This is a genomic window from Paenibacillus antibioticophila (genome assembly GCF_000455265.1).
Taxonomy (GTDB): Bacteria; Bacillota; Bacilli; order Paenibacillales; family Paenibacillaceae; genus Fontibacillus; species Fontibacillus antibioticophila.
The window spans coordinates 303,649-329,365 of the sequence record NZ_HG005139.1; the positions used below are offsets into that span (position 1 = coordinate 303,649).

Here is a 25,717-nt window from a genome sequence, read left to right on the forward strand (position 1 = left end):
TTAATATTCCATTAAAGGTAAAATAATTTTGTTGTATAAAAGCTATAAAACCTCGTAATTTTACCATATTATTGAAGTTGATAAAGGTATTTTTGATCATATTATCGAAGTAAGAGGTATGCATAAAAATTTTGGCAGGGGTGCTGGAATGAAGGGGTTTCTAAAGGTATTTTCGATTTTTATGGTGCTAGGTATATTCATCTTTTTCGTAGTTCTCTTGGAAGTCCCGGAGAAGGATAATATAAATGAGCAGGTTATTACTGAGTGGGAGATTACCTGGACGGACCATCTAGATTCTCAAATCAGCACTGAAGAACTGGAGGCCACTCAGCCTTGGACGGAGGTTCAGGCCTCTGACCAGGTCCCTGAGCGACCGGAAGGAGCCACGGTTCAATGGATAAGGATGGATCTGCCTAAGATTGAATCTGGCTCGCCAGCCCTTTTATTTGAAAAGGTGTTAGGTAGAGAAATTATTATCAAAAAGAATCAGCAGCTTATTTATGAGTCAAGAAGGGATTTTAATTACGGAGTCAATACGATCTTGCTTCCTTTGAACCAATCGGATGGAGGAGAATCGATTTATATCGGAATTGATTCACCTACACGGATTGGAATCATAGGGACTGTTCAAGCAGGTGAGTTCAAAGAACTACAAAGATCGTTCATTAAAAATAATATTCTCGATTTTATCATTGGCAGTGCCCTGATATTTATAGCAATTGTCATGCTGGTATGCTCACTCTTCCTGAAGAATGAAAATATGTCTGGCTGGTTTTCATTATGTCTGGTCATTTTATCCAGCGGGACTATTGTAATCACTTATTCATCATTCCTATACTCATTGTACGGCTCGTTAGGAAATATTTACGTGGCGCTCTTTGATTTGGGGTTACTCGTTTTGCTTCCTTCCTTTACATTGTTTTTTGAAGGGATATTTGGGAAGGGATATAAGTCTATTGTTACTAAATTTCGGAAGTTCCAAGTGGTTTACTCGACACTCTGTGTGGCATTGCTTCTAATTAATTTTGCCAGCAATAACTATTTCTACAGCATATATCAACTTTTTTCTGGATTATTGTTGAGCGTTATCATGATAATCCAATTTATTATGATCATTGTTATTTCAACAGGATATACAATCAAGGGAAATCGCGAAGCGATTATTTTTTCGTGTGGTTTTGGAATATTTGCATTTTTAGGCCTGGGTGAACTACTGTGGTTCTATTTTAAGTCAGCTAATTATGAACTCTTTATCTGGAAATGGGGGATTGTCTGTTTTCTGATTTCCCTGATTATTATTTTAGGTAATAGATTTGCAAGTAATCATGAACGGATTGTTGAATACTCAAAGCAATTGGAAATGTTTAATAACGAACTGCAGCGCTCGGAAAAAATGGAGATTATCAGTGAACTGGCGGCTTCTGTTGCGCATGAAGTACGCAATCCGCTCCAAGTAACCCGAGGCTTCCTTCAATTGCTTGTAGCCAAGCAAAACTCGAGCGATAAGGTTTATCTGAGCATGGCGCTGGAGGAGCTGGATCGAGCCTCCAATATCATTACGGACTTTCTGACTTTTGCTAAACCGGAAGTAGGTAAAGTTGCTGCCCTTAATGTATTGAATGAGTTTATTCATATTGAAGGCATTTTAATTCCGATGGCTAATTTGCAGGGGGGCAGAATAACTGTACAAATCCCAAAGGATTTGAATATCAAGGGGAATTCCTCGAAATTTAAGCAAGCCTTTATCAATATTATTAAAAACAGTATTGAATCCCTTCATGGCGAAGGTGAAATACAGGTGTGGGCGTATGAGCAAAAAGGGGAAGTGTGCATCCATATTAAGGATAATGGTGAAGGTATGGAGGAAGAAGTTCTGTCGCGCCTTGGGGAGCCTTACTTTTCGAATAAAACAAAGGGAACCGGGCTTGGGTTGATGGTGACATTCCGAATCATCGAAGTAATGCAAGGCAGAATAGAGTTCAAAAGTGAAAAGGGAGTAGGAACGGAAGCTATTGTTCGATTCCCCGCAGTTGATCCTGCATAAGGATTCGAAACTTCCTGTCTACCTACTCCCTATCTATCTAGCTTATATTACCACTCACCCCAAATAACTTGCGGTTTGATGTCGGATTTAATCGCTTTGGAAGGGCTTGGCGGTAAAACGACGTAGAATTCGTCAGAATTCTCTTCAACAGCTTTAATCTTAATGTGTTCTGGTAGAGCAATTCCCAGTGCCTCTTGAATTGCTTCTCTAGGATTTGCAAGAAGCTTTGCCTTAAAACTAGGGTCTTGCCAAGCCTTTTCAATAACTTGTGATTGAAGAGCACTTGTTGTCATAAGATCACCCTTTCCATTAAAATGGTTATATTTTCCTATTAAGTATACCATAATACCCACTAATCTAGCAATATTAGATGTTTTTTGCGAGCCAGTACCCGAGTCCCCCATTGAGCAGCATACGTCTGTTATTTATGACCTCCTGCGCCCCTTCATTGAGGTTCCTGACCAGATCATAGTGAAAGTGATAGAGATCCGGCGCCAGGTTCTTGATGGCTTCGAGGGATTCGTGGTTGCGATTGGCCAGGGCTGACAGCTCGCTTAATGCATCATGGACCATCATGCCGTCTCTGATCTCCTCCGGAGAAGGGCGTGTTCCTGAGGGGAGGTTTAATTGGGCTTGTACGACAGAGACCAGGGAATTATAGCTGCCTTGGTCAAGGTCTTTTTCCCAGTCCTCCCAATCATCCAGAAGCTGAAGCGTCACCAAGGCCGTGTCAACGGCTGACTCAAACATGTCAATCTCTTGCTCGCGCCCGCCAAGAATCATGGAGGCAGCCACGCTCAACTTAACCGGTGCTGCTTTATGCCCCAATCGCACCGGGTTCTCATAGTAAAAGTCTGCAACTTTCTCGGTGGATACAGCAGCAGCCCATTCGGAGACATACTTTTTATAGTAGACCCAAAAGGGTGCCCGATCCTTCAGACATTCTTGATAAGCACTAATGAATTCAATATGAATGAATTCTGCCAGTGTCAGCTGCTGCGATACGTCTGTATCCGGATCATCCATGCAGGCATCAACTAAATGAAAATACATCATCTTGAATAAGTTAGCTACCGCAATACGGCGGCATGTCTCCCGATCAATTCCGGCATAAGACTGAAGCCAGAACGGAAGTAAGTAGCATATGTAGTTCTTGGAACGATGCTCCTTCAGCGCATGGAATCTGTCTAAATAATCTACAGCCTGCTTGCTAAAAGGAACGGGAAGCTGAAACAGAATCGACTCAGCTTCGGAGAAGGCTAGGTCAAGCTCTTTTTCATAGTTTGAAAGCCATTTCAAGATATGAACCTCCTCTCTAAATTGGCCGGTCTGGAAATCTATATGTGTAAGAATAGAATACCATGAACTCCGTTAAAACTTAAATTTGTATCCCCGTCCCAGATTCATAGAAGAAAAGAGCCTGCAGGAACAATCTCCTGGCGGGCTCAGAGGATTTGATGAATACCTATAAGAATAAGGAGTAATCCGGAGACGACGGTTGCTCGGCTTCCTAATTTATCGGCCGCATATTTCTCTCCCAGTCCGGCACAAAAGGCAAGCAGAAGATAGCTGAATACGCCGACAAATAGTGAAGTGAGCCAGATGTTCAGATGAGTGATGCCTGCATTGAATCCGCCGGCAAGTGCGTTCATTGCAAGCGCTAGGCCAAGCAGAACAGACTCTCCGAGGCTTAATGTCTTTGAACTGTCTCGGTCGGCCTCCTCAGGGTTGCGGAGCAGTCGGGTTAACACAGAGGCATCCTGCTCTCTCATGGCCTGCTTCTTCTCCACATAGGGCTGCAGCAATACCCAGACTCCTACGGAGACAATGACAATGGTTCCGATCCATTGACCAATCCAGGGGTGGATCCATATAGCTAGCCAATTTCCAAACATACCAGACAGTAATGTCGCGAGGAAAGAAATGAGAGCAATCATTAGGTTGGAGAACCAGGGGATGTGTATTTTTCGAACTCCATAAGCAATTCCGACTCCTGCATTATCCAGGTTAGAAGCCAATCCGATAATAATGGCAGCCAACAGGCTGAGCATATCCATGTATTTCGCTCCTTTGCAAGCTTGATGCCACAGCATATGCCCAGAAGCAGGAATTGGTTTCTTGTCGACGTTATCTGAATAGTGTAGTATAATTTTAACAAAAATATGGCGAAGAGGTGACAAACGTGCTTGAAAATTTGTTGCGACCTACTCACTTACTGTTACTGATTATTGCCGCATTGCTGTTATTTGGACCGAGCAAGCTTCCGGAATTGGGGCGAAGCTTTGGAACAATGCTTAAGGAATTCAAGAAGGGTGCACGCGGAGAAGAGGATGAACAGAAATCGCAGGAAGCCCAGCCCGTGCAAGAGACAAACAAATCTTGAACGAAATAAAACAGGATGTCCCGAAGCAGTATCTTCTGCTGGTTGGGGACATCCTGTTTCTATGATGTGCCGATCTAAGACCTGATCATCCTTGCAGGAGTAGAAGTATGATTGAAGAGAGACCCAGACAGGTGCTGATCAGATAGAGGAACATGACAGCCTGCTTGCCGCTTAAGCCTGCTCGAAGCAGGCGATAGTGGACCTGACTTGCATCTGCTTCATAGATGGCTTTCCCTTGCAGGAAGCGCCGGATTACGACAAATAAATTATCAAAAATCGGAACTCCGAGTGCAAGGACAGGAATGAATAACGACAAGACGGTGGCCTGCTTGAAGGCGCCATCCAGAGCAATTACGGCAAGGATAAAGCCCAGGAAGGTTGCCCCGGCATCGCCCATAAATATTTTCGCAGGCGGTTTGTTGTAACGCAAATAGGCAAGCGCCGCACCGATTAGCGTAATAGACAGCATTGCAGATGTCGTTTGTCCCTTGGTTAAGGCGACTATAAACAAGGTAGCCGCGGAGATCGCCGATAAGCCGCCAGCGAGGCCGTCCAGGCCGTCCGAGAAATTAATGACCGTAGTTACTCCGAAGATCCAGAGAATGGTCAGGATGAATTGCAGCCAGATCGGAAGCAGGACATAGTCGCCGCTAAATGGATTTACGAAGCCCGTAAAAGAAATCCCCGAGAAGAATACCAGTATCGCAGCCGAGACTTGAACGGCAAACTTCGGGAGAGCGGGAAAGTCCTTGCCCTTGGTCTTGTACCAATCATCCACAGTTCCAATGGCGAGCAATAACACTCCCCCCAAGAACAATGCTCCGGTCTCATAGGAGAAGTCTCTTGTCAGCAGCAAATAGGATGAGAAGAAGCCGATAAAGATGGCATAACTGGCAGTCAGCGGGATCGGCTTGCGATGCAGCTTGCGCTCGACATCCTCGCGAGGCTTGTCTACAAAGTCCAGGCGGAAGGCAAGTTTGCCAAGCGGCGGGATAAGAAAGTACACAATCAGGAACGATAGCAAGAACGAGTATAGGTATAAAATGATTAGTCACCACCACAAGCAAGTTTTTTAGCTAGCTCTATTATAAGAACATTTGGGAAAGTTGTCGAACATTCATGTCGCGCGCAGGGGCATAACATCGATAATCCGGCATATTTATGGTACATTATATAAGGAATTAAGGAACCACATGCATTGGGTATGGAGGGATATACATGCAGGATGATTATGCACGTAAGCTGGAAGACCAGAAAGGCTTGTTCAAACAGCTTGGTATTAAATTAAATGCATTGACGATTCATGAGAAAGACTTTGATGTGAAGATGAGGGGCTATGAGAAGGAAGAGGTCGACCGCTTTCTTGATGATGTGATCGTGGACTATGAGCGCTTTTACGATATCATTACCGATCTGCTGGATAAATATAAAGAAATTCAGCGTCGCCAAGCCTCCTGGGAAGAAGAGAAGAAGGTCAATGCCATGCGCAAGCCAGCGCTCGACCCGACACAATCGGTGGACCGAAGAGTGGTTGAAGACGGTATACGTCAACTGGAGCGTAGTTTGGAGCAGCTAAAAATCCAGATTCGAGATTAAGGATACGTTATCAGTCCAATTTATGTATGCCGCAGCCCTGCGGTATTTTTTTTGCTACCCTATGTGAGAAATATCTGTGAATATGAATAGGGGCTGCGCAACAGGAGCAGACTTCATTATTGAAGATCCAGCGGACAACCCTTCTTCATAGGATGTTCATCTTTTAGAGATTGCACTTTCAAAAACAAAATGATAAGATAAATACAGGATTTAGAATTAGTCTAAATTTAAAGAAATGATTCACTTGCTCTCAAAGAGCTGTTGAAAATGAAAACATGAATGGAGGATATTAATCATGACCAATCAAAGCTTGACTCAAAACGAAGTAGCGTTGGAGAGACATCTGAATCTTCAGATTGCTAACTGGACGGTAATGTATACAAAGCTCCACAATTTTCATTGGTATGTAACCGGGGGAAGCTTCTTCACCCTTCATGAAAAGTTCGAAGAGCTCTATAATGAAGCGGCAGGCTATATCGATGAAATCGCTGAGCGTCTGCTCGCTATTGGCGGCAAGCCTGTAGCGACACTTCGCGAATCGCTTTCGATTGCGACTGTTGCTGAAGCAGCGGGTGGAGAATCTCCGCAAGCGATGGTAAGTGCCGTCATCGATGATTTCAAGAAGCTTGCTAATGAACTGAAAGAAGGAATGAATGCTGCGGAGGAAGCTCAAGATGAAGCTTCTGGCGATCTTTTGCTCGGTATTCTGACTTCAATTGAGAAGCATAACTGGATGCTGAATGCATACTTGGGCAAATAATGATTCGGAACGCTAGCCGCATATTCCACGCCCCGCAATCGGCAGTAGTACCGTTTGCGGGGCGTTTCTCTATGTTCAGGACAGCTTGAACCGCTCAATCAGGGTATGAAGCTTCTCGGACAAGCCGGACAGGAAGTTCGCCGAAGTATCCACTTCCTGCATGGCTGCCAGCTGCTCTTGGGAAGCAGCGGAAATCGTCTGAGTCCCGTCTACGGTAGCATTGGCGAAATGAACGAGCTGCTCCATAGACTGAACCAGAAGCTGGGCATTCTGTGACAACTGATGGACGGTTTGACGCACCTCTTCTACTGCGGTTGCAGAGGATTGGTTGGATTGATAGATCACCTCGAACGAGCTTCCAGCCTTGTCGACTAAATCGGTCCCTAGCTTCACTTCCCGGGTAGCTTCACTCATTGTTTCTGTAGTAGCTTCCATTTGCTGAATAATCAGGTCAATCAGTTCACTGACCTGATAGGAAGAGGAAGCAGAGCGTTCCGCGAGCTTGCGGACGGAGTTCGCAACGACCGCAAAGCCCTTACCCTCTTCTCCGGCCCGAGCTGCTTCAATTGCGGCGTTCAGGGCAAGCAGGTTCGTCTCTGCGGCGATCCCGGTAATCACATCGACAATGCTTTGAATTTCCTTGGAATGGCCGCTGAGCTTATCGATGCTGGAGGCCAGTGTTGTAATTTTGTGATCGATTTTATTCATTTGGGTGACGCCAAGCTGCATGGAGGTAGCGCCCTCCTTGGAGGCTAGGGCAGATACATTGGCTTCATTGGAGACACTGTCGACCTTGCTTACAATCCGTTCAATGAAATTGGACATTCCCTGGAGCGCTGACGAGCTCTTCTCCAGGCTCTGAAGCTGAGTCTCTGCGCCGTCCGCCAAATCTTGAATAATATGTACCGTCTGCTCTCCGGCTTGTCCGGTCTCTTCGGCACTGGCAGACAGCTGCTCCGAGGAAGCAGCGACCTGCATCGAGGTCTCATTAACTTCTGAAATAAGCTGGCGAAGGTTAGAGGTCATATGGGCGAAATCCCTTGATAATTTACCGATCTCATCCTTGCTTGCGAGCGGCGGCTCATTCAGAGACAGATCGCCTTCGGCAACCCGATTGACGCTGAGCGACAGCTTCTCCAATGGACGAACCATGCGATGGATAAATATGTAGGTAACGATGATCGCCAGCAAAAATACTCCGCCGCCAATGGCAAACGGCAAGGCAATGATTTCCCAGGTTCGTTCCTGAATGATCGATGCGTCAAAGTTAATTACCATGAGGCCTACAATTTCCTTCGTATGATCATGATCCTGGTAGATTGGACCGTATCCGCTGAGAAGATCGGCACCTTCGAAGGAGTATATTTTGGTGTATACGGAATGCTTGGTGCTCTGAATGGCCTCGCGATCTGCTTCATTAAAATAAAAAGCATCCCCGGCTTGATAACCGCGGGATTTCAGATTCTGGTCGGCGGCAAGGATTGTCCCATCAAGCGACATGATGAATACTTCCTTGAACAGTGACTTATGATCCACCGTCCAGTTAAGCCGCTCTTCCAGAGCCGCAAGTCCGCTGTTGTCTCCTTGGGCAAGGCCGGCAATGACGGCCGGATCAACGAGACCGGTTGTAATATTCGCACAACCGACAGTCTCAATACCGACTGACTCTTCAACTTGACGATAAGCCGTCTTGTAACTGAAAAAGCCGATTAGTACGCTGACTAATATTAGAACGGCAATGATTCCTGATGTTATTTTTCTAGCAAATCCCATGTGGACTATCCCCAGTCATATAAGATATGGTACTAAATGCTACATGCATCATTATATATAGGATGTGATATGAGCAAAATGGACTATATTAAGGTTCTGTGTCGAAAAATCGAACAATGATTATATTATCCACGAACTTGACATGATGGGTAAGAAGAATGTAAAACAGAATAGTTAACTTCTTGGATGAAGTATTCAAAAGTTAATATTGCGGTTACATAAAAAAGGGAGATAGAAAGATATAGGATAGTTGTAGGAGGTCTAGTTTGAAATGCAAATTTTTCGACAAAATTCTTATGTCGCTTTATTACTTGGCGTGATATTGGTAGGAGCAGGATCCATCTGCTTGCTGGGAGAAGATGAAGCTGTGCCGGAAAAGGAAAGGACTTTGGAGTCCGGCTCGGTTCATATTTTAGTTCCTGCAAGTCTGCAGGCTCTGCCAGCCAAAGAAGAACCAAGTCTATTAGTAGAGAGGCCTATGCAAGGAGATAGCAGTGCGGAGCACGCGTTGTCCTTTATGCCTCATCTGATTACCCTTGAACTGAAGGGGATAACAGAGGAGGAGATAGGGATCAGTCATTGTGTCATGCTCGAGGAAATGAACAGGGAACGAATATTGCTGCAACAAAATAATAACAAATCCCTGCAGAATGGCGAAGAGATATCTCAGCCTGCAGGTCCCCCCGACAAATTATTCTTCACCCGAACCGAGCTGCTGAGTCCAGCTGAGCAGGAGGATGCTCAATGGAGCTACGCTCTGGTTGATGAAGAACTGCTGCTGCTGCAGAAAATCGTCATGGCAGAGGCAGAGGGCGAGCCGTACGAGGGCAAGATTGCGGTTACAAACGTAATTTTGAACCGGCTACGGTCAGCTAATTTCCCCGACACTATCAAAGAAGTAATCTATCAAAAATCTCAATTCAGTCCGGTTCATAATGGAAGACTGAAAAGAGTTACAGCGGATGAGGAGACAATTGCAGCGGTTAATGAAGCGTTGAACGGTAGAAAGGAAGTTACCGACGATACGTATTATTTCCTGTCCTTGAAGCTGGCCAGCGATCTGACGATCGCCAAAACCAAGGATGAAGCAAAAGCCATCGGTAACCATACCTTCTATAAATAAGCCTGACTGAGGCTCAATTCCTGCGTCCCGGGCATTAGAATACCTGCAATTTGCCTGATGCAAAGATCCGGGCGATACGGGGAAGGCATCGTACTGCGGGAGGTGAATTTGCAGATTTCCGCCATAGGACTGCCGCCTTCTTGACGTGCTCCAAAGCAGGCCTGAGCGAGCAACTGATCCAGCAAATCCGTGGAGGACAAGGCAAGACCATAACCGTTTTTGACAAAATACTCCTGGTTCTGCAGCTCTTGTCCCGGGATGGAGTCATAGAACAACATGGGTAATCTTTTAGCCATGCTCTCGGTGCAGGTCATACCTCCCGCCTTGGTCACCAGCAGATCGGAGGCATCCATCCATTTACTGATTTCTGTGGTGAAGCCAAGCACCCGAATATGGGGATGCTGCAGCTCCGAAAGACGGTTCAGCCTTAGGGCTAATTTGTCATTGCTGCCGGTGCAGCAGATAAACTGAACGTGCTCCCTCCAAGCGGAGATGGTCTTGATTAATGCCTCGTTATACAGCAGCCCCCAGCCCCCTCCCATCATCATTACCGTAGGCAGATCCGCCAATTCCAGTTGACTCCGGACCAGATCCTTATCTTGCTTGGTCCAAAAATCGGGGTGTACAGGGATGCCTGTCACCTGAATGGCTTCACTACGTACACCGCGCTGCATAAGCAGGCTCCGGACTTCAGGCGTGGAGACAAAATAACAATCAACGCCGGGATGAATCCAGGAGGAGTGGGCATCATAATCTGTAATCAAAGTGTACATCGGGATCTCCAGCCCGGACTCCTTCAAGCGTGAGACGATCGCACATGGAATCGGATGGGTACATATAATGAAATCCGGCTTCAGCTCTTGGATGGTCTGGTAGGCCTGACTGTAAAATAATTTATGTAGGGCTAATACAGAGAATCCGCCCAGCGGTTTCTCATACTGATTGCGATATAGCTTGCCGATCATTCCGGGGTTAGTAGAGATCGCAGTCCGATATGCTGCATGGAACATCGGTGCGATCCTTGGGTTTAGGAAGGAACCCAGTTCAAGCACCCTTGCCTGAATGCGTGAATCCGTTATTTCCAAGCCGGCGGCAAGTGCATGAGCGGCTTGTGTATGTCCGCAGCCAAAGCCTTCCGAAAGGATCAGCACGGTTTGCTTCTTAAGCATAGGTATCACCTGCATCATTCAAACTGGATTTGCGGAGCAAGGAATCACCCGCATTTCCAGTTTATTTTTTTGCTCGGAAATGGTACAGAGTCTACGGGCGGGTCACAGGCTGGACTAAAGTCGGGGATTAAGCAATGGCTGATCACGAGTGAAAACTGAAATGAAACTTGCATGAAATACCACTTGCAAATGAGATATAGGCGTGTTAAAGTGATTTATGACCAAATGACCAGAATTGATTTTTAGTCATTTTTTGATATTTTATCTTGATTGGGAGGTGCCGATTATGGCTGTAGTAGATCGAAGGAGACTTGTCGTTGAAGCTGCTGAGAAATCGTTCGCATTATTCGGATATAAAGCGACGACGATGGACCAGGTCGCCAAAATCGCAAATGTCGCCAAAGGGACAATCTACACTTTTTTTACGAATAAGGAAGAGCTGTTCGATGAGATTCTTCGCTCTGTCATTCTGGATATGCGGCGGATCGCAGAGGAAGAGTTGCGGGATGACCGAACCTTCTTCGATAACCTGTATCATACGGTCGATAAATTGCTGGAATATCGGGCTCAGCACAATCTGCTGATCAAGTTGTTCCAGGAGGTCCGTGATTTCGGGACACCCAAGGCGCGTGAAGGTCTTGAGACGATCGAGCATGCTATTCTGGATTATCTCGAGAAGCAGGTGACGCGGGCGATGCAGCGCAACGAAGTATCAGGGCTGGACCCCAAGGTCGTATCCTTTGTCCTGATGAAGCTGTATATTGCCCTCACTTCCGATTGGAACAAAATCCATGAGCCGCTAAGCAAGGAGCAGATTAAAGAATTCGTTCAGCGATTTGTTGCAGGCGGCTTGTCTCCGGAGAAGTCGTCGTGAGCATATTTCAAATGCAGACCACGGATTACAATCATTAGTTCAAACTTATATAGTTAGTAAATTAGAGAGAGCAATACTAAGGAGAGAAGATCAACATGAAGTCAGTCTCGGTATTTTTCAAGACATGGTCAATTCCTTCAAGAAACCGAAGGTCATTATACCGATCATTGTCGTCCTATTTATTCCCGTACTGTATAGCGGAATGTTCCTGAAGGCATTTTGGGATCCCTATGGCAAGATGAATGAGATTCCGGTAGCCGTTGTCAATGAGGATGCAGGCGCTGAGTTTGACGGGCAATCGCTGCAGGTTGGTGATGAACTGGTAGATGAGCTCAGGAAGGGGAATGATTTTGCCTGGGACTTTGTGACTCGCGAGCAAGCGGAAGAGGGGATGAGGTCCAATAAATATTATATGACCATCGTCATTCCGGATAACTTCTCATCACAGGCAACGACGCTGATGGATGAGAATCCGCAGCCGGCCGAATTGCTGTATGAGCCGAATGAAGGCTACAATTTCCTAGCAGCACAGATTGGCGGTACCGCAGTGAAGGAGATCAAATCCAAGGTATCCGCCAAGGTTACGGAGGCATATACAGAGACCTTGCTGGATCAGGTTGAGCAAATTTCCGGTGGCCTAGGCGAGGCAGGCAGCGGTGCGTCCAAGATCAACGAAGGGGCAGTCAAGCTGGACGACGGAGCCGAGAAGCTGAAGAAGAATCTGGCAAAGCTCGCAGAGGGAACAGCACAGCTGAGCCAGGGGATCTCCCCGCTTCAGCAAGGAGCCTCCAGCCTGAATCAAGGGGCAACAGAGCTGAGTACAGGAGCGGCTTCCCTGAACAGCGGCCTCCAGCAACTGTCCACGGCTCATAAGCAATTGGCGGAGGGGGCTGCAAAGGCACAGCAGGGCGGCGCTCAATTGGAGCAGGGACTTAAGGCTTCCGCACAAGGTGCCGAGCAGCTTCACTCCGGACTTACAGCTGCAGAGGCAGGCAACGCCTCACTGGTTGCCGGATTGCAGTCCTCAGTAGAAGGAAGCAATAAGGTGGCTGAAGGCGCACAAGGAGTTGCTCAGGGACTGGAGCAGCTGGTGCAGGCAAATCCAGAGCTGGCTAAGAATTCGGTGGTGCAACAGCTGGTAACTGCCAGCAAAGCGGTAGCTCAAGGCAGTACCCAGCTCGCCCAAGGCCAGGCACAGCTGCTCTCTGGCGGACAGGAGCTGCACGCTGCCGGGCAACAATTACTGCAAGGCAGTGAACAGCTTGTACAAGGACAGCAGCAGCTAGTACAAGGCGCAAGTCAGCTCACGGCAGGTCAGACTCAATTGGTTGATGGGATGAGCCTGTTTGGCAGCAAGCTGACTGAAGCTGCTGCAGGCAGTAATGTGCTGGCGCAAGGCGCGAGCAAGCTGAGTGCGGGCGCCGGGCAGATTGCAGGAGGTATGGGGCAGCTGTCAGGCGGTGTATCGACCTTGGCTAACGGCTCCAAGCAATTGGATGCCGGAGCCGGAGAGATCAAGAGCGGCATGGATCAGCTGGCTGAGGGATCGGAAGAATTGGCTGCTAAGTTGAATGATGCGGCAGAGCAGACCTCCGGCGTCAAGAAATCGGATGCGCTGGTGAATATGTATGCTGAGCCGATTACGATTCAAGAAGAGAAGGTTAGCGAGGTGCCTAACTATGGTACCGGATTTGCCCCTTACTTCTTGTCCTTGGGGTTATTCGTGGGAGCTTTGATCTCTACGCTGGTTGTTCCGCTGCGCGCTTCAACGGTAGCTGGGGCGAGCGGCTGGAATCGGTTCGTTAGCCGTACCTTATCCTTTACAGGCATGAGTCTGGTGCAGTCCTTGCTGGCTGCTGCACTGGCCCTGTATGGCCTGGGACTTGAGGTAACGAACATCCCGTTATTTTATCTGTTCAGCTTCATTACCAGTCTAAGCTATATGTTTATTATCCAGGCTTTGGTTACCTGGTTGGATAATCCTGGCCGCTTCCTGGCCATCCTGATGCTGATCTTCCAACTGACCACATCGGCCGGCACCTTCCCGCTGGAGCTGATTCCGAACTGGATGAAGGTATTCAATCCATTGCTGCCAATGACATATAGTGTCAAAGGCTATAAGGCCGTTATTTCCATTGGAGACATGGGCAGTGTATGGCAGCAAGCAGGAATTTTGTGTATGTATGCATTCTGCTTCCTAGCCATTACGTTGGTCTACTTCCTGACCCATAGCAAGAATGAGGATCGGCGTGAAAGTACAAATGTGGATATGGCTCTGCAGGCATAGTCCGCATCGCATGTCCTGAACTGAGTCCGTTTCCCCGGAGGCTTCCGGGGGACGGACTTTTGTCATTTATAAGGATTTTTGTCCCTAATCGCCAATAAAATCCTGAAAAAAAATCAAGTTTAGTGCAAAAGAAAGAGAAGATAGTGCAAAAACACCGCAACCATTTTCCGTTAGAATAAAAATACTAATAGTGCGAGTTCAAAAAGTCAGGTTTTCAGCACCGAGAAGGTTGTGAGAAGCCGAAGAAGGAGGAACGGAGTGTAGGCAAACCCTACATGAGTACCGGACTTCGAGGGTGAACGCAAGATTCGATGTCGAATCAACCTCTTGAATTCCTTCGTGATCAAAAGATGGCTTTTTGAACTACCTCTATCTATGACCTGTCGTTTATTTAGGATACTTTATCTATAGAAAGGTTGCGCTGATCATGAAACATACCGTTATACCACCAAAGCAAGGACTCTACGATCCCGCATTTGAAAAGGATGCTTGCGGCATGGGCTTCGTTGCTCATATTAAAGGCAAGTCATCGCATGATATCGTTGCTCAGGCGCTTACCATGCTGGCCAATATGGAACATCGCGGCGGTCAGGGCAGTGAGCCGAATTCCGGTGACGGCGCAGGTATTTTACTGCAAATCCCTCACCGATTTCTGCAATCAGAAGCCGAGAAGCTGGGCTATCCATTGCCCGCCCCCGGCTATTACGGGGTAGGGATGCTGTTTCTGCCTCAGGACGAAGAAGTACGGCAGCAACAAGAACGTGAGCTTGCACGAATTATCGAGGAGGAAGGACAGCGTCTGATCGGTTTCCGTACGGTGCCGACAGAAGATCATATGCTTGGCAAATCCGCCCGTGAGGCAAAGCCGTTCGTCCGGCAAGTATTTATTGAGCGCAGTGCTGATGTAGGCTCGGAGCTGGATTTCGAGCGGAAGCTGTATGTCATCCGGCGTCGTGCCGAGCAGGCGATACGTTATAGCGGTCTGAAGGAAGGAGATGCCTTCTATGTATCCAGTCTGTCCTGCCGCAAAGTTGTCTACAAGGGAATGCTTACAACCGAACAAGTCGGGCAGTTTTACCTGGATCTGAACGATGAACTGCTGGAATCAGCCATTGCGATGGTGCACTCCCGGTTCAGTACGAATACTTTTCCAAGCTGGGAACGCGCCCACCCCTACCGCTTCATGATTCATAACGGCGAGATTAACACCCTTCGGGGCAACGTCAATTGGATGCGAGCACGCCAGTCCTTGTTCGAGACGGAAACCTTTGGAGGCGATCTGGAAAAGGTAAAGCCTGTTATCAATCCGGATGGATCGGATACAGCGATGTTTGATAATACCTTCGAGTTCCTCTACTTGAGCGGACGTTCGTTGCCGCATGTAGCCATGATGATGGTGCCTGAACCTTGGAGCAATCACGCGGAGATGGATGAGGATAAAAAGGCGTTCTATGAATACCACAGTACATTGATGGAGCCGTGGGATGGACCGGCAGCCATGGGCTTCACCGACGGTGTGCAGATTGGCGCCATTCTGGACCGCAACGGTCTGCGTCCCTCCCGGTATTACGTGACAAAGAACGATTTGATTGTGTTGTCGTCGGAGGTAGGGGTGCTGGACATCCCTGCGGAGGAGGTCCTGTACAAGGATCGTCTTCGTCCGGGACGGATGCTGCTGGTGGATACCAAGGAGGGGCGGATCATCTCTGACGAAGAGGTCAAGGCCTCGATCGCCAAGGAGAACCCGTATCGGGAGTGGCTGAACGAGCATATGCTGTCGCTTGAGGATTTGCCTGAAGCCCCAGAGCTTCCGGACGAACGCGGCGACGATATTTCACAGCGGCAAATGGCCTTTGGCTATACCTTTGAGGATCTGCGCAAGGTGTTTGAACCGATGGCGCTTACGGGCTCGGAAGGCATTGTCTCGATGGGCTATGACGCTCCATTGGCCGTGCTCTCGGAGCAGCCCCAGCGGCTGTATAACTATTTCAAACAGATGTTTGCGCAAGTCACGAATCCGCCGATCGATGCGATCCGCGAAGAGCTGGTTACCTCGACGGCGACCATGATCGGGGCGGAGCGTAACCTGTTGAAGCCAGAGCCCGAGAGCTGCCGCCAAATTCGCCTGGAAGCTCCGATTCTGTCCAACGAGGATTTTGCCAAGCTGCGGCACATCCGCCGTCCCGGCTTCAAGGCCGCTACGATTCCGATCTTGTTTGAAGCAGGTCGCGGTGCAGAAGGACTGCGCGAAGCGCTGGATGCGCTCTGTGAGGCTGCTGACCGTGTGATCTCGAAGGGACATAATGTAATCATTCTGTCTGACCGCGGGGTGGGTGCGGAGAATGCGGCCATTCCGGCTCTGCTTGCGGTATCGTGTCTGCATCACCATTTGATTCATGAGGAGACGCGGACAAAGGTAGCCTTGCTTCTGGAATCAGGCGAGCCACGGGAGGTGCACCACTTTGCCCTGCTGCTTGGGTATGGCGTGAGTGCCGTGAATCCTTATCTGGCCTTCGAGACGCTGGACGATATGATCCGGCAAGGCTTGCTGCAAGGAGTTACGCTGCAAAAGGCCGTTTACAATTACATCAAGGCGGCAACGAAAGGCGTCATAAAGACCTTGTCCAAAATGGGGATCTCAACGATTCAATCCTATCGGGGAGCTCAAATTTTCGAGGCGGTTGGCTTGCGCGAGGAGTTTGTGGACCGTTACTTTACCTGGACACCGTCCCGGATCGGAGGGATCGGGCTTGAAGAGGTCGCCGTCGAGACGCTGGCCCATCATCGCCGTGCCTTCAACCATCTGGATGGGGATAAGGTGCTCGATTCTATTGGAGAGTACCAGTGGCGGAGCGACGGGGAGGAGCATCTGTTCAATCCGCAGACGGTTCACCTGCTTCAGCAAGCTGTGCGGACCGGAGATTACGGGACGTATAAAAAGTTTACGAGTCTTGTGCTGGGCGAACATGAAAAGTTCCTCACGCTTCGTTCTTTGCTGGAGCTGAAACCGGCAGGACCGAAGGTGCCGCTGGAGGAGGTTGAGCCGGCTTCTTCGATTATGCGCCGCTTCAAGACCGGGGCCATGTCCTTTGGCTCGATCAGCAAGGAAGCCCACGAGACGATTGCCATCGCAATGAACCGGATCGGCGGTAAGAGCAATACGGGGGAAGGCGGAGAGGACCCGGCCCGGTACGTTCCGGATGCCAACGGGGATCTGCGCCGCAGTGCGATCAAGCAGGTTGCTTCCGGACGCTTCGGCGTAACCTCCAACTACCTGGTCAATGCGGATGAGATTCAAATCAAGATGGCTCAGGGCGCCAAGCCGGGCGAAGGCGGGCAACTGCCGGGCCGCAAGGTATATCCCTGGGTGGCTGAGGTTCGCGGATCGACACCGGGTGTAGGCTTGATATCCCCGCCGCCGCATCATGATATTTATTCCATCGAAGACTTGGCTGAGCTGATTTATGATTTGAAGAATGCGAATCCGCGGGCAAGAATCAATGTGAAGCTTGTCTCGGAGGCCGGCGTTGGCACGATTGCGGCCGGCGTGGCCAAGGGACGCGCGGATGTTATTCTGATCAGCGGTTATGACGGCGGCACAGGAGCCTCGCCGCAGAGCTCGATCCGCCACGCGGGGCTTCCTTGGGAGCTTGGGCTGGCCGAGACGCATCAGACGCTGATGCTTAATCACCTGCGCGACCGGGTTGTGCTGGAGACGGACGGCAAGATGCTTACGGGACGCGACCTCGCCGTAGCCGCCCTGCTTGGAGCTGAGGAGTATGGCTTCTCCACAGCGCCTCTTGTAGCGGTTGGATGTATTATGATGCGCGTATGCCAATTGGATACTTGCCCGGTAGGGGTGGCTACGCAAAATCCTGAGCTTCGCAAGAATTTCACCGGAGATCCGCAGCATGTGGTCAACTTCATGACCTTTGTGGCAGAGGATCTGCGCGAATGGATGGCAGAGCTCGGCTTCCGCAGCCTGGATGAAATGATCGGGCGGACGGACTGCCTGGACACCTTCAAGGCAGTAGACCATTGGAAGAAGAAGGGCGTGGATCTGACGGCTCTGCTGCATATGCCGGAAGTGCCGGAAGGCAGCGTTCGTTATTGCACACGCCAGCAGAATCACGGGCTGGAGGAGACGCTGGACGTGACGGCACTGTTGAGTCTGGCGGAGCCGGCACTGGAGCGCGGCGAGGCGGTCAGTGCTGTGCTGCCGATCTGCAACGTGAACCGGGCGACAGGGACGATCCTGGGCAGCGAAGTGACCCGCAAATACGGTGCGGCCGGTCTGCCGGAGGATACGATTGCGTTCCGGTTCGAGGGATCGGCGGGGCAAAGCTTTGGCGCCTTCGTGCCGAAGGGGATGTCGCTGACGGTGGAAGGCGATGCCAATGATTACACCGGCAAGGGCTTGTCGGGCGGCAAGATCATTGTGAAGCCTTCGCCGCGTGCCACATTCGCCGCTGAAGAGAACATCATCGTCGGCAATACGTCTTTCTATGGAGCTACCGGCGGGGAAGCGTACATTCGCGGTATTGCCGGGGAGCGGTTCGCGGTCCGGAACTCCGGCGCGGACATCGTCGTGGAGGGCGTCGGCGACCATGGCTGCGAGTACATGACAGGCGGCCGGGTCGTAGTGCTCGGCGGTACGGGCCGTAACTTTGCGGCCGGGATGTCCGGCGGGATCGCCTATGTGCTTGATGTGCAAGGCGATTTCGTGAAGCGGTGCAACCTTGAGATGGTGCTGCTTGAGCCGGTTAGCGAGCCAGCTGAGGTGGAGCAGCTTCGCACGCTGATCAGCCGCCATACGCTCTACACCGAGAGCGCCGCTGGGCGGCGTGTGCTGGACAACTGGAGCGAGCTGCTGCCGCGTTTTGTCCGCGTTATTCCGAAGGATTACAAGCGGATGCTGGAGCAGATCAGCAAGGTTGAGGCCGCAGGGCTGCAGGGCGAAGCTGCCTTGCTGGCAGCCTTTGAAGCCAACACACGCGAGTTGGCTGGATCCGGCAACTAGCGGCAGCTGGGGGACGCTGAGAGCCGCTAGCGCAACTGAGCGACTAGGGCCACTGAGAGCGACTAGCGCACCTGAGAGCCACTAGGCCCAGAGCCACTAGAGCCACTGGTATCATCGCTTGCTCGCTCGCGAGAAGACCTAGGGGCTAGCGCTGGTCGGCCGGGCACTCGTGCGTTGGGAACCGATGTGGTCGCTCGTTCGGCGATTATAGTGCAAAAAGTCATTAAAAATGCTGATGTGGTCGCTCATGCGGCGATTATACTGCAAAAAGTCATTAAAAATGCTGATGTAGTCGCTCATGCGGCGATTATAATGCAGAAAGTCATTAAAAATGCTGATGTGGTCGCTCGTATGGCAAAACCACCAATTAGCTACTTGGAAATTACTGAGAAAACTAATATAATGAAACTATGACGAAGAACGTCCTTTCCTTTTGGAGAGGGCGTTCTTTCTTGTTAAAGGCAGTCAACCAAATAGAAGAGAAAGGAGAACAGGTGTATGCCGTATGAGGAAGCGCATCGCGCGTTTATGAAGCTTCATTTGAATAGCAGGAGTGGAGAGCGTAAAGGCAGATTGGCTAGAGGGCACAAATATGCCGAGCAAAAGTTTCTGGAGCAAGTTTGGTGGCCTGTGGTAGGCAGCTTCGATCATCTACATCCTGAATATGAAGTTAGCGACTGGAACCGGAAATCGATTTACTTGGATTTTGCCTATATTACACCTTTATGCAGGATTGCGATTGAATGTGATGGCTATCAGAGCCATGTGAAAGATATGGATCGGGAGAAGTTCAGCTACTCTTTAAACCGGGATACGTTTCTGACAGGTATGGAATGGAGAGTAGTGCATTTTTCGTTTGATGATATTGATCAACGCCCGGAGTTGTGCAGAATGCTGCTTAAGCTGGTATTGGCTCCCCATTTGATGCATCAAGCTGCTAACAGAGATGAGAAGAAAGACTTGCACCATATTGAGCGAGAGATTATCGCATTGACCTGGAGGCTCGGAGCAAAGATAAAACCTAAAGATGTAAGTGTTTTTCTGTCGATTAGCTATAGAACTAGCAAAAAATGGATTGAGGTATTGTGCAAAAAAGGGATGCTGTCACCCATTCCCGGAAAAACAGGGACACGAGTGGGTAGATATCAGCTTAGTTCTAATGCAATTGAGTATCTGGCGGGATAGTGGGAATAAAAACAGAGAGCGGCAGACATATGAGTTAGTAATTGATTGGAAAAAGTCAGGATGAGGTGTCCGTAGTCTTTAGTAAGACTAAAGGAATAGGTAGTATAGAGAGACTAAGCGAGAGAATCGTTTCGGGAAATGGAGGGGAGTAAGGAGATAACAATTTCTAAGCTATTTGCGGCTTTGTAGTAACCAAAGGTTCATGCCCAAAGATAAATCCTAAAAAAGCCATGGGTACATCCTATTCTATTAAAAAAATTAATATAAGTCTATTTCTTTATTTGAATAAATTGTATTGTTAAATACGCAGCCGCGGTGCAATAGGAAAGATGAAGGGAGAATATCCGTATGATCTCGTTAAGAAAAATCACGCTGGAAAACCGGCGTGCCATGTTTAATTTGGAGGTAGCCGAGGAACAGCGGCAGTATGTGGCGTCGAATCTGTCGAGTGTGGCGTCCTGCTATGTTCTATCGGTCAACGGGGGGCACCCTTATCCATTCATTATTTACGCAGATGAACAACCGGTGGGATTTGTGATGATAACCTATGGGATCACGGGATATGAGGAACCTTCTCTGGCAAAGGATAATTATTGCATCTTGCGGCTAATGATTGATAAGCAGCATCAGCATAAGGGCTATGGACGAGAAGCGATGGGCAAAATTCTGGAGTTTATTCGCACCTTCCCGGCGGGAGGCGCCCAGTATTGTTGGATTCCCTATAAAAGAGATAACACCGCTGCAAAAAAGCTGTATGAAAGCTTTGGCTTTCGTGACAATGGCGAAGTCTTTAATAATGAATCCATTACTGTTTTGGAGCTTTGACTTGTTGTAATGCTAAGTTGAATTATTGAAGGCAGGCTGGGGCGGCGTGTGAAGTGTTATGCTTTTGTTATGCTATTCTAAGTTACGTCGCTTCTCCAGCTCAACTACTTGGTGCCTATCCTCCATTTTTGTCGCACACGACATCTGTGATAAAATGATTGAGATTAGGGGTGTGAAAATAATGGAAAATCAACCAGTTGTACGGATCCAGGGGGTCAGCAAGGTCATCGGCGGCAAGAAGCTGATTGATTCCTTGAACCTGGATATTCCCTCGGGTCAGGTTTATGGATTTCTGGGGCCTAACGGAGCCGGGAAAACAACGACCATTCGGATGATCGTCGGACTGATGTCTATTACGGAGGGCGATATCCTCATTCAAGGCTCGAGTATCAAGCATGAATTTGAAGAGGCGATTAGCCATGTCGGAGCCATTGTGGAAAATCCGGAGATGTACAAGTTTCTCTCCGGCTACGAGAATCTGCTGCATTACGCCAGGATGTCGCCGGGTGTATCCAAAGCGCGTATCATGGAAGCCGTCGAGCTTGTCGGCATGGAACATCGCATCCATGATAAGGTGAAGACCTATTCGCTTGGCATGCGGCAGCGGCTAGGTGTGGCTCAAGCCATCCTGCACCGGCCGAAGCTGCTTGTGCTGGACGAGCCGACAAACGGGCTGGACCCGCAGGGGATCCGGGAGCTGCGCGATTATTTGCGCCGTCTGTCCCGGGAGGAGGGGACAACTGTGTTTGTCTCAAGCCATCTCCTGTCCGAAATGGAATTGATGTGCGATACGGTCGCTGTGATCCAGCAGGGCAGACTGATCGATGTGAAGGAGCTTGGACACAGCGGGAAGGCAGATGGCTCAGGAGGAGCCGATCAGGTGCAGGAGACTGTGTTTGAAGTGAACACGCCTGCTGCAGCACAGGATCTGCTTGTCAGCCTGGGCTTCAGCTCCAGAGCGGAAGAGAACGGAGTTATCCTAACCGTTAACCGGACTGACGCGGCGCACGTGAATGCGAGACTTGTTAATCACGGAATCGCGGTCTATGGTATCCGGCCGGTCACCCGGTCGCTGGAAGATCAATTCCTAGAGATGACGGGAGGCGGGCGTATTGACTGATTTTTTCAGACTAGTTCAGAATGAAAATATGAAAATCTACCGCAGGCTCCGCACCTGGATCATGTTCGCCATCCTGTTGGCGTTAAGCATTCTGTTTGGCGTCCTGTTCTATCTGGGAAGCTCAGGCACCATGCAATTGACCGCATGGGATGCGGTGGACCAATTGTCGTTCCTATATTACCTGGCTTCCATCTTTGCCGTGGTCATCGCCGCCGATAGCGTGGCCAGCGAATTTACATGGGGAACGATTAAATTGTTATTGATCCGGCCCTGGACCCGGACCAAGGTTTTGGCTTCCAAGCTGCTGTCGGTATTGCTGTTCACAATTGCTATCAGCGCCGTATTCCTGATATCCAATATAGCCATCGCTTTTCTGCTCTTCCCGAATGAGGCGTCAATGCTATTCCCGCAGGGAACGAGCCCGTTCGTTTCCATCATGGAGAGTTTGATGTACAGCTATATTGACCTGCTCGTTATCGTCGTGTTCTCATTCATGCTGTCGACCGTCTTCCGGTCAAGCGGACTGGCTATCGGATTGTCTATGTTTATCCTGTTTGCCGGCAACATCTTCACAATGCTGTTTCACCCAAACCGGTATGAGTGGGCGAAATACATGCTATTTGTCAACATGGATTTGAGCAAATATCAGGGAGGAGCCGTTGGGCCTGCGGGAATGACAATGGGATTTTCAGTTGCCATCCTGTCAGCCTATGTCCTGTTATTCCTTGTAATCAGTTGGCTGGTCTTTAAGAAGAGAGACGTTGCTGCGTAGTTTCCTGCGAGAGCGCAGCTACAGCCAATATAAAACCAACCAATGATTTTGCCGCGTGCCGGAGGGCAACGTGTGAAGTATGCTTACGATCGCTGTTGTTCGCGGATTCCTTTGATTGAGTAAAATCTGAAATGGTAGGAATCCACTCGCAAAGGCGAACACTCCGTTTCTTCAGCACACTTCACACTTATACCCTTATTACGCGGGTTTTAGTTCGGCTTTATAGGTGCCGAATGTACTATAGTAGCTCCCCTCCGCACGTCGGAGGCATGGCCGAATGCACTAGAATCACTTGCCTAGCCTACAGGCTCGTTCATTCAGCATAGCATCTTGATGCCTGATGCATTACAACAGTAACTGCGTATCATTGCACCTTCAGCGGGCAGGTGCATGGACAACTACCCACACGAGGACTATCCCCAGCAGATTCTGCAAAAAGCCGACGAAGTACGTATACACACACCTCGCATCAGCATCATGCAGATCTCACACTGTGCGAAGCTCCCAATGTGCGGTGCTTCAAAGCATGACGAGGGTTGGCAGACCCCATGCATATACGGATATAGTGAAATTCTTTCGCTTAAAGTTGGCTAAAACGTGGGTTTGGCTAGTGACTGGCGATTCTAAGGTAAGTTTTTTCACTATATGTGGGTTCGAGCGTCGAATGGGAAATTTAAGGTAAGTAATTTCACTGGAGCGTGGCCAGAATGAGGCTGAATAAGTGGGGTGAGTGAAGCTCGGAACAAGACTGGAATGCGTAGTCGGATAACGAAGTTCCGCGTTCCGCATAAGGCCGAGGCAACGTGCGACTAGGCGCAACTCCTGGCGCTCAGTGTTCCATTGGCTGTGCGTAAAGTGAATCGCACAGGCCTCCATTTGTGATGCCTAGCCTAAGGCGAGCCTGGCAGCAAGGGGAAGTTGGGAGGAGGCTTGCGCGTAGTCTCCTGCTTGTATGCCACAGGTGGCCTGCTTACTGTAATGAAACATGTGGCACAACCATGGTGCTATCTGGCGTATCAGTTAAACAGCAAAGGAGAAGTAGTTAGGGCATAAGTGTGAAGGGTTGTGAAGAAGCGGAGCGTTCGCCTTTGTGAGCGGATTTCTCCACTGTTAGAATTTAGTCCAATCATAGAAATCCGCGAACAACAGCGATCGTAGCAACTCTTCACACGTTGCCCCTCTGACGCGCCTCTTTATGTTTTGCACAGTATCTTATTTATTACCCCGCCTCGGGTCTTGGAGTCTGTTTTTTGACAGTGGACTTGTCGGCTTGCTTGTCGGAGCCTTTTTCCATTTCCTTATCCTTGTTCTTGCTGAAAGCCTGCACGGCAGCTTCACGTTCCATATGGCTTGAGCCGTTCAGAAGCCCGCCCTCCACAATGACCAGCTTGGTCACATTCACATTTCCGTCCACTTGACCGCTTCCGGTAATCGTCAATTTGCCTTCACTGACGATATCGCCGATGACATGTCCGGCAACGATAATTTCTGCTCCGCGAATGCTGGACTTTGCTTCTCCCGTCTCGCCGATAACGACCTGCCCGGCACAATCAATCTCGCCCTGAAAATGACCTTCAATCCGCAGATTGGCCTCGCAATCAAGCTTTCCCTGTGCGGAGGAGCCAAGTCCGATCAAGGTGTAACGGGTGCCTGCGGGCTGCTTATTCTTTCTTCTCATAAGGGTTGTAGCCTCCTGTCTTATCCATTGTTTGATTTAAGGTAAGGGAGCGGATCGATCGTCTTCCCCTTCTTCAAAATCTCAAAATGCAAATGAGGCCCGGTGCTGCGTCCGGTATTCCCCAGCTTGCCAATCTGTTGCCCCTTGCTGACCTCATCCCCCTCGGATACGGTAATCTTGCTCAAATGCAGATACCAGCTCTCCAGTCCTTCCGGATGCTCGATCACAATGTATTTGCCATGGGAGCTGTCACTGGCGACGGTAACCACTTTGCCTGCCCCGGCTGCGTAGATCGGATCGCCTGTCTTGCCTGCAATGTCGATTCCGGCATGGAAGGCAGCGCGCCCCGAAAAGGGATCGCTGCGATAGCCGAAGTTGGAAGTAATCCGCTGGGACAAGGTTGGCCATTCGGTCGGTGTGCCTGCAAGCTTGATCTGGGTCTGCTCCGCAATTTGGAGAGTAGCGGGCATATTTCGCTCCATCTCATCCAATAATTTGCTCATTTCTGCAAACTGCTTGCGCGTATCCTCGGCAAGCTGTTCGATTTCAGTCTCGTGAACGGCAATAAATTCCCCGCCAACGCCATCGCTTGCATACCAACTGCTGTCATCCATGGAGAGGGAGGAGAGCTTGCCCGGCTCCTGGCTTCCGCTACCTTCAGAACCGTATTTATCGATGAATTTCTGCAGCTCGGTCTCAAGCTCGGCCATTCGTTCCATCCGGTCCATCATTTCCCGGGATTGTCCTGACAGGGCAATCACTTCATTCTGCAGGCGCTCGATGGCAGCATCCTTATCCGTAACAGTAGCTTCAAAACGCAATTGCTGGGCTTGCAGCATACTTTCCAGATTGTCGATTGTTCGGTTGGATTGAATCTGAAGACTGACGATCAAGCCGCTGAGCGACAGCAATGCGATAAGCGGGACGGCGACGACCAGCGGCTTGGATACCTGAACTTGCTTGACAGGCTGGTTGGCGTCCTTGAGAACAAGCAGGGTTATCCGCCTAGGATTAGGTAAGCCTATGCTGGCAGTTTTCATGTCGGCTCCTCTCTTAAATCGGATTTATAATTATCTATTCCTATGACTCTCAATTCATGTCAAAAAAC

The 25,717-nt window shown here is 49.3% G+C and carries 21 protein-coding genes; 13 read left to right on the top strand and 8 right to left on the bottom strand.

What is annotated here, in order from left to right; genetic code table 11:
* Positions 1-118 precede the first annotated feature (118 nt).
* The gene (locus TX85_RS01285; protein WP_233500581.1) at positions 119-2,044 is read left to right on the top strand and encodes a sensor histidine kinase; all 1,926 of its coding nucleotides are present in this window, start codon (positions 119-121) and stop codon (positions 2,042-2,044) included.
* Between the two features lie 47 nt (positions 2,045-2,091).
* Here TX85_RS01285 and TX85_RS01290 read toward each other — a convergent pair whose 3' ends face one another.
* The 3 genes from TX85_RS01290 to ytaF all read right to left on the bottom strand — a co-directional run bounded on the left by TX85_RS01290 (position 2,092) and on the right by ytaF (position 4,137).
* Positions 2,092-2,448 carry an NHLP leader peptide family RiPP precursor gene (locus TX85_RS01290; protein ID WP_316244863.1) on the bottom strand — a complete coding sequence of 119 codons (357 nt, stop codon included), beginning with the start codon at positions 2,446-2,448 and terminating at the stop codon, positions 2,092-2,094.
* The gene (locus TX85_RS01295; RefSeq protein ID WP_044477330.1) at positions 2,411-3,343 is read right to left on the bottom strand and encodes a hypothetical protein; all 933 of its coding nucleotides are present in this window, start codon (positions 3,341-3,343) and stop codon (positions 2,411-2,413) included. The genes TX85_RS01290 and TX85_RS01295 overlap by 38 nt, the downstream gene beginning before the upstream one ends.
* Before the next feature lie 146 nt (positions 3,344-3,489).
* Complete coding sequence (gene ytaF / locus TX85_RS01300; RefSeq protein ID WP_324607075.1) at positions 3,490-4,137, bottom strand: sporulation membrane protein YtaF; 648 nt, start codon at positions 4,135-4,137, stop codon at positions 3,490-3,492.
* Between the two features lie 89 nt (positions 4,138-4,226).
* Here ytaF and tatA point away from each other — a divergent pair, with 89 nt between their 5' ends.
* Positions 4,227-4,427, top strand: coding sequence for a twin-arginine translocase TatA/TatE family subunit (tatA, locus tag TX85_RS01305; protein WP_044477333.1), 201 nt, complete (start codon positions 4,227-4,229; stop codon positions 4,425-4,427).
* 85 nt (positions 4,428-4,512) lie between these two features.
* Here the strand turns inward: tatA and TX85_RS01310 are convergent, their stop codons facing one another.
* The gene (locus TX85_RS01310; RefSeq protein WP_392391801.1) at positions 4,513-5,451 is read right to left on the bottom strand and encodes an MraY family glycosyltransferase; all 939 of its coding nucleotides are present in this window, start codon (positions 5,449-5,451) and stop codon (positions 4,513-4,515) included.
* Between the two features lie 194 nt (positions 5,452-5,645).
* Between TX85_RS01310 and TX85_RS01315 the strand changes: the two genes are divergently transcribed.
* Both TX85_RS01315 and TX85_RS01320 read left to right on the top strand, forming a co-directional pair.
* Positions 5,646-6,023: a DivIVA domain-containing protein gene (locus tag TX85_RS01315; RefSeq protein WP_044477335.1), complete on the top strand. Its 378-nt coding sequence runs from the start codon at positions 5,646-5,648 to the stop codon at positions 6,021-6,023.
* A gap of 295 nt (positions 6,024-6,318) precedes the next feature.
* The gene (locus TX85_RS01320) at positions 6,319-6,783 is read left to right on the top strand and encodes a Dps family protein (RefSeq protein WP_044477336.1); all 465 of its coding nucleotides are present in this window, start codon (positions 6,319-6,321) and stop codon (positions 6,781-6,783) included.
* A 75-nt stretch (positions 6,784-6,858) separates the two neighbouring features.
* Here the strand turns inward: TX85_RS01320 and TX85_RS01325 are convergent, their stop codons facing one another.
* Complete coding sequence (locus TX85_RS01325) at positions 6,859-8,556, bottom strand: methyl-accepting chemotaxis protein (protein WP_044477337.1); 1,698 nt, start codon at positions 8,554-8,556, stop codon at positions 6,859-6,861.
* A gap of 271 nt (positions 8,557-8,827) precedes the next feature.
* Between TX85_RS01325 and TX85_RS01330 the strand changes: the two genes are divergently transcribed.
* Positions 8,828-9,679, top strand: coding sequence for a cell wall hydrolase (locus TX85_RS01330; protein ID WP_044477338.1), 852 nt, complete (start codon positions 8,828-8,830; stop codon positions 9,677-9,679).
* Here the strand turns inward: TX85_RS01330 and TX85_RS01335 are convergent.
* The gene (locus TX85_RS01335; protein WP_233500582.1) at positions 9,670-10,866 is read right to left on the bottom strand and encodes an MGDG synthase family glycosyltransferase; all 1,197 of its coding nucleotides are present in this window, start codon (positions 10,864-10,866) and stop codon (positions 9,670-9,672) included. The two genes, TX85_RS01330 and TX85_RS01335, sit on opposite strands and share 10 nt — an antisense overlap.
* Before the next feature lie 268 nt (positions 10,867-11,134).
* On the opposite strand from TX85_RS01335, the gene TX85_RS01340 reads away from it, so the two are divergent.
* The 8 genes from TX85_RS01340 (at position 11,135) to TX85_RS01375 (ending at position 22,931) form a co-directional block, all read left to right on the top strand.
* Positions 11,135-11,722 carry a TetR/AcrR family transcriptional regulator gene (locus TX85_RS01340; protein ID WP_044477340.1) on the top strand — a complete coding sequence of 196 codons (588 nt, stop codon included), beginning with the start codon at positions 11,135-11,137 and terminating at the stop codon, positions 11,720-11,722.
* A gap of 124 nt (positions 11,723-11,846) precedes the next feature.
* A complete protein-coding gene (locus tag TX85_RS01345) occupies positions 11,847-14,009 on the top strand; it encodes a YhgE/Pip family protein (RefSeq protein ID WP_044477341.1) in 2,163 nt (720 codons plus the stop codon).
* A 427-nt stretch (positions 14,010-14,436) separates the two neighbouring features.
* Positions 14,437-19,029 carry a glutamate synthase large subunit gene (gene gltB / locus TX85_RS01350; protein ID WP_044477342.1) on the top strand — a complete coding sequence of 1,531 codons (4,593 nt, stop codon included), beginning with the start codon at positions 14,437-14,439 and terminating at the stop codon, positions 19,027-19,029.
* Positions 19,030-19,203: 174 nt separating this feature from the next.
* Positions 19,204-19,443, top strand: a complete 240-nt coding sequence (locus tag TX85_RS01355; protein ID WP_044477343.1) for a hypothetical protein — start codon at positions 19,204-19,206, stop codon at positions 19,441-19,443.
* Positions 19,444-19,527: 84 nt separating this feature from the next.
* The gene (locus TX85_RS01360; protein WP_044477344.1) at positions 19,528-20,214 is read left to right on the top strand and encodes a PDDEXK family nuclease; all 687 of its coding nucleotides are present in this window, start codon (positions 19,528-19,530) and stop codon (positions 20,212-20,214) included.
* Positions 20,215-20,562: 348 nt separating this feature from the next.
* Positions 20,563-21,039: a GNAT family N-acetyltransferase gene (locus TX85_RS01365; RefSeq protein ID WP_044477345.1), complete on the top strand. Its 477-nt coding sequence runs from the start codon at positions 20,563-20,565 to the stop codon at positions 21,037-21,039.
* A gap of 181 nt (positions 21,040-21,220) precedes the next feature.
* Positions 21,221-22,159, top strand: coding sequence for an ABC transporter ATP-binding protein (locus tag TX85_RS01370; RefSeq protein WP_044477347.1), 939 nt, complete (start codon positions 21,221-21,223; stop codon positions 22,157-22,159).
* The gene (locus TX85_RS01375) at positions 22,152-22,931 is read left to right on the top strand and encodes an ABC transporter permease (RefSeq protein WP_044477348.1); all 780 of its coding nucleotides are present in this window, start codon (positions 22,152-22,154) and stop codon (positions 22,929-22,931) included. Before TX85_RS01370 ends, TX85_RS01375 begins: the two co-directional genes overlap by 8 nt.
* Before the next feature lie 1,219 nt (positions 22,932-24,150).
* On the opposite strand, the gene TX85_RS01385 is transcribed toward TX85_RS01375, so the two are convergent.
* On the bottom strand, positions 24,151-24,609 hold the full coding sequence (locus TX85_RS01385; protein ID WP_044477350.1) for a bactofilin family protein: 459 nt from the start codon (positions 24,607-24,609) through the stop codon (positions 24,151-24,153).
* Between the two features lie 20 nt (positions 24,610-24,629).
* On the bottom strand, positions 24,630-25,649 hold the full coding sequence (locus TX85_RS01390) for a M23 family metallopeptidase (RefSeq protein ID WP_044477351.1): 1,020 nt from the start codon (positions 25,647-25,649) through the stop codon (positions 24,630-24,632).
* Positions 25,650-25,717 lie beyond the last annotated feature (68 nt).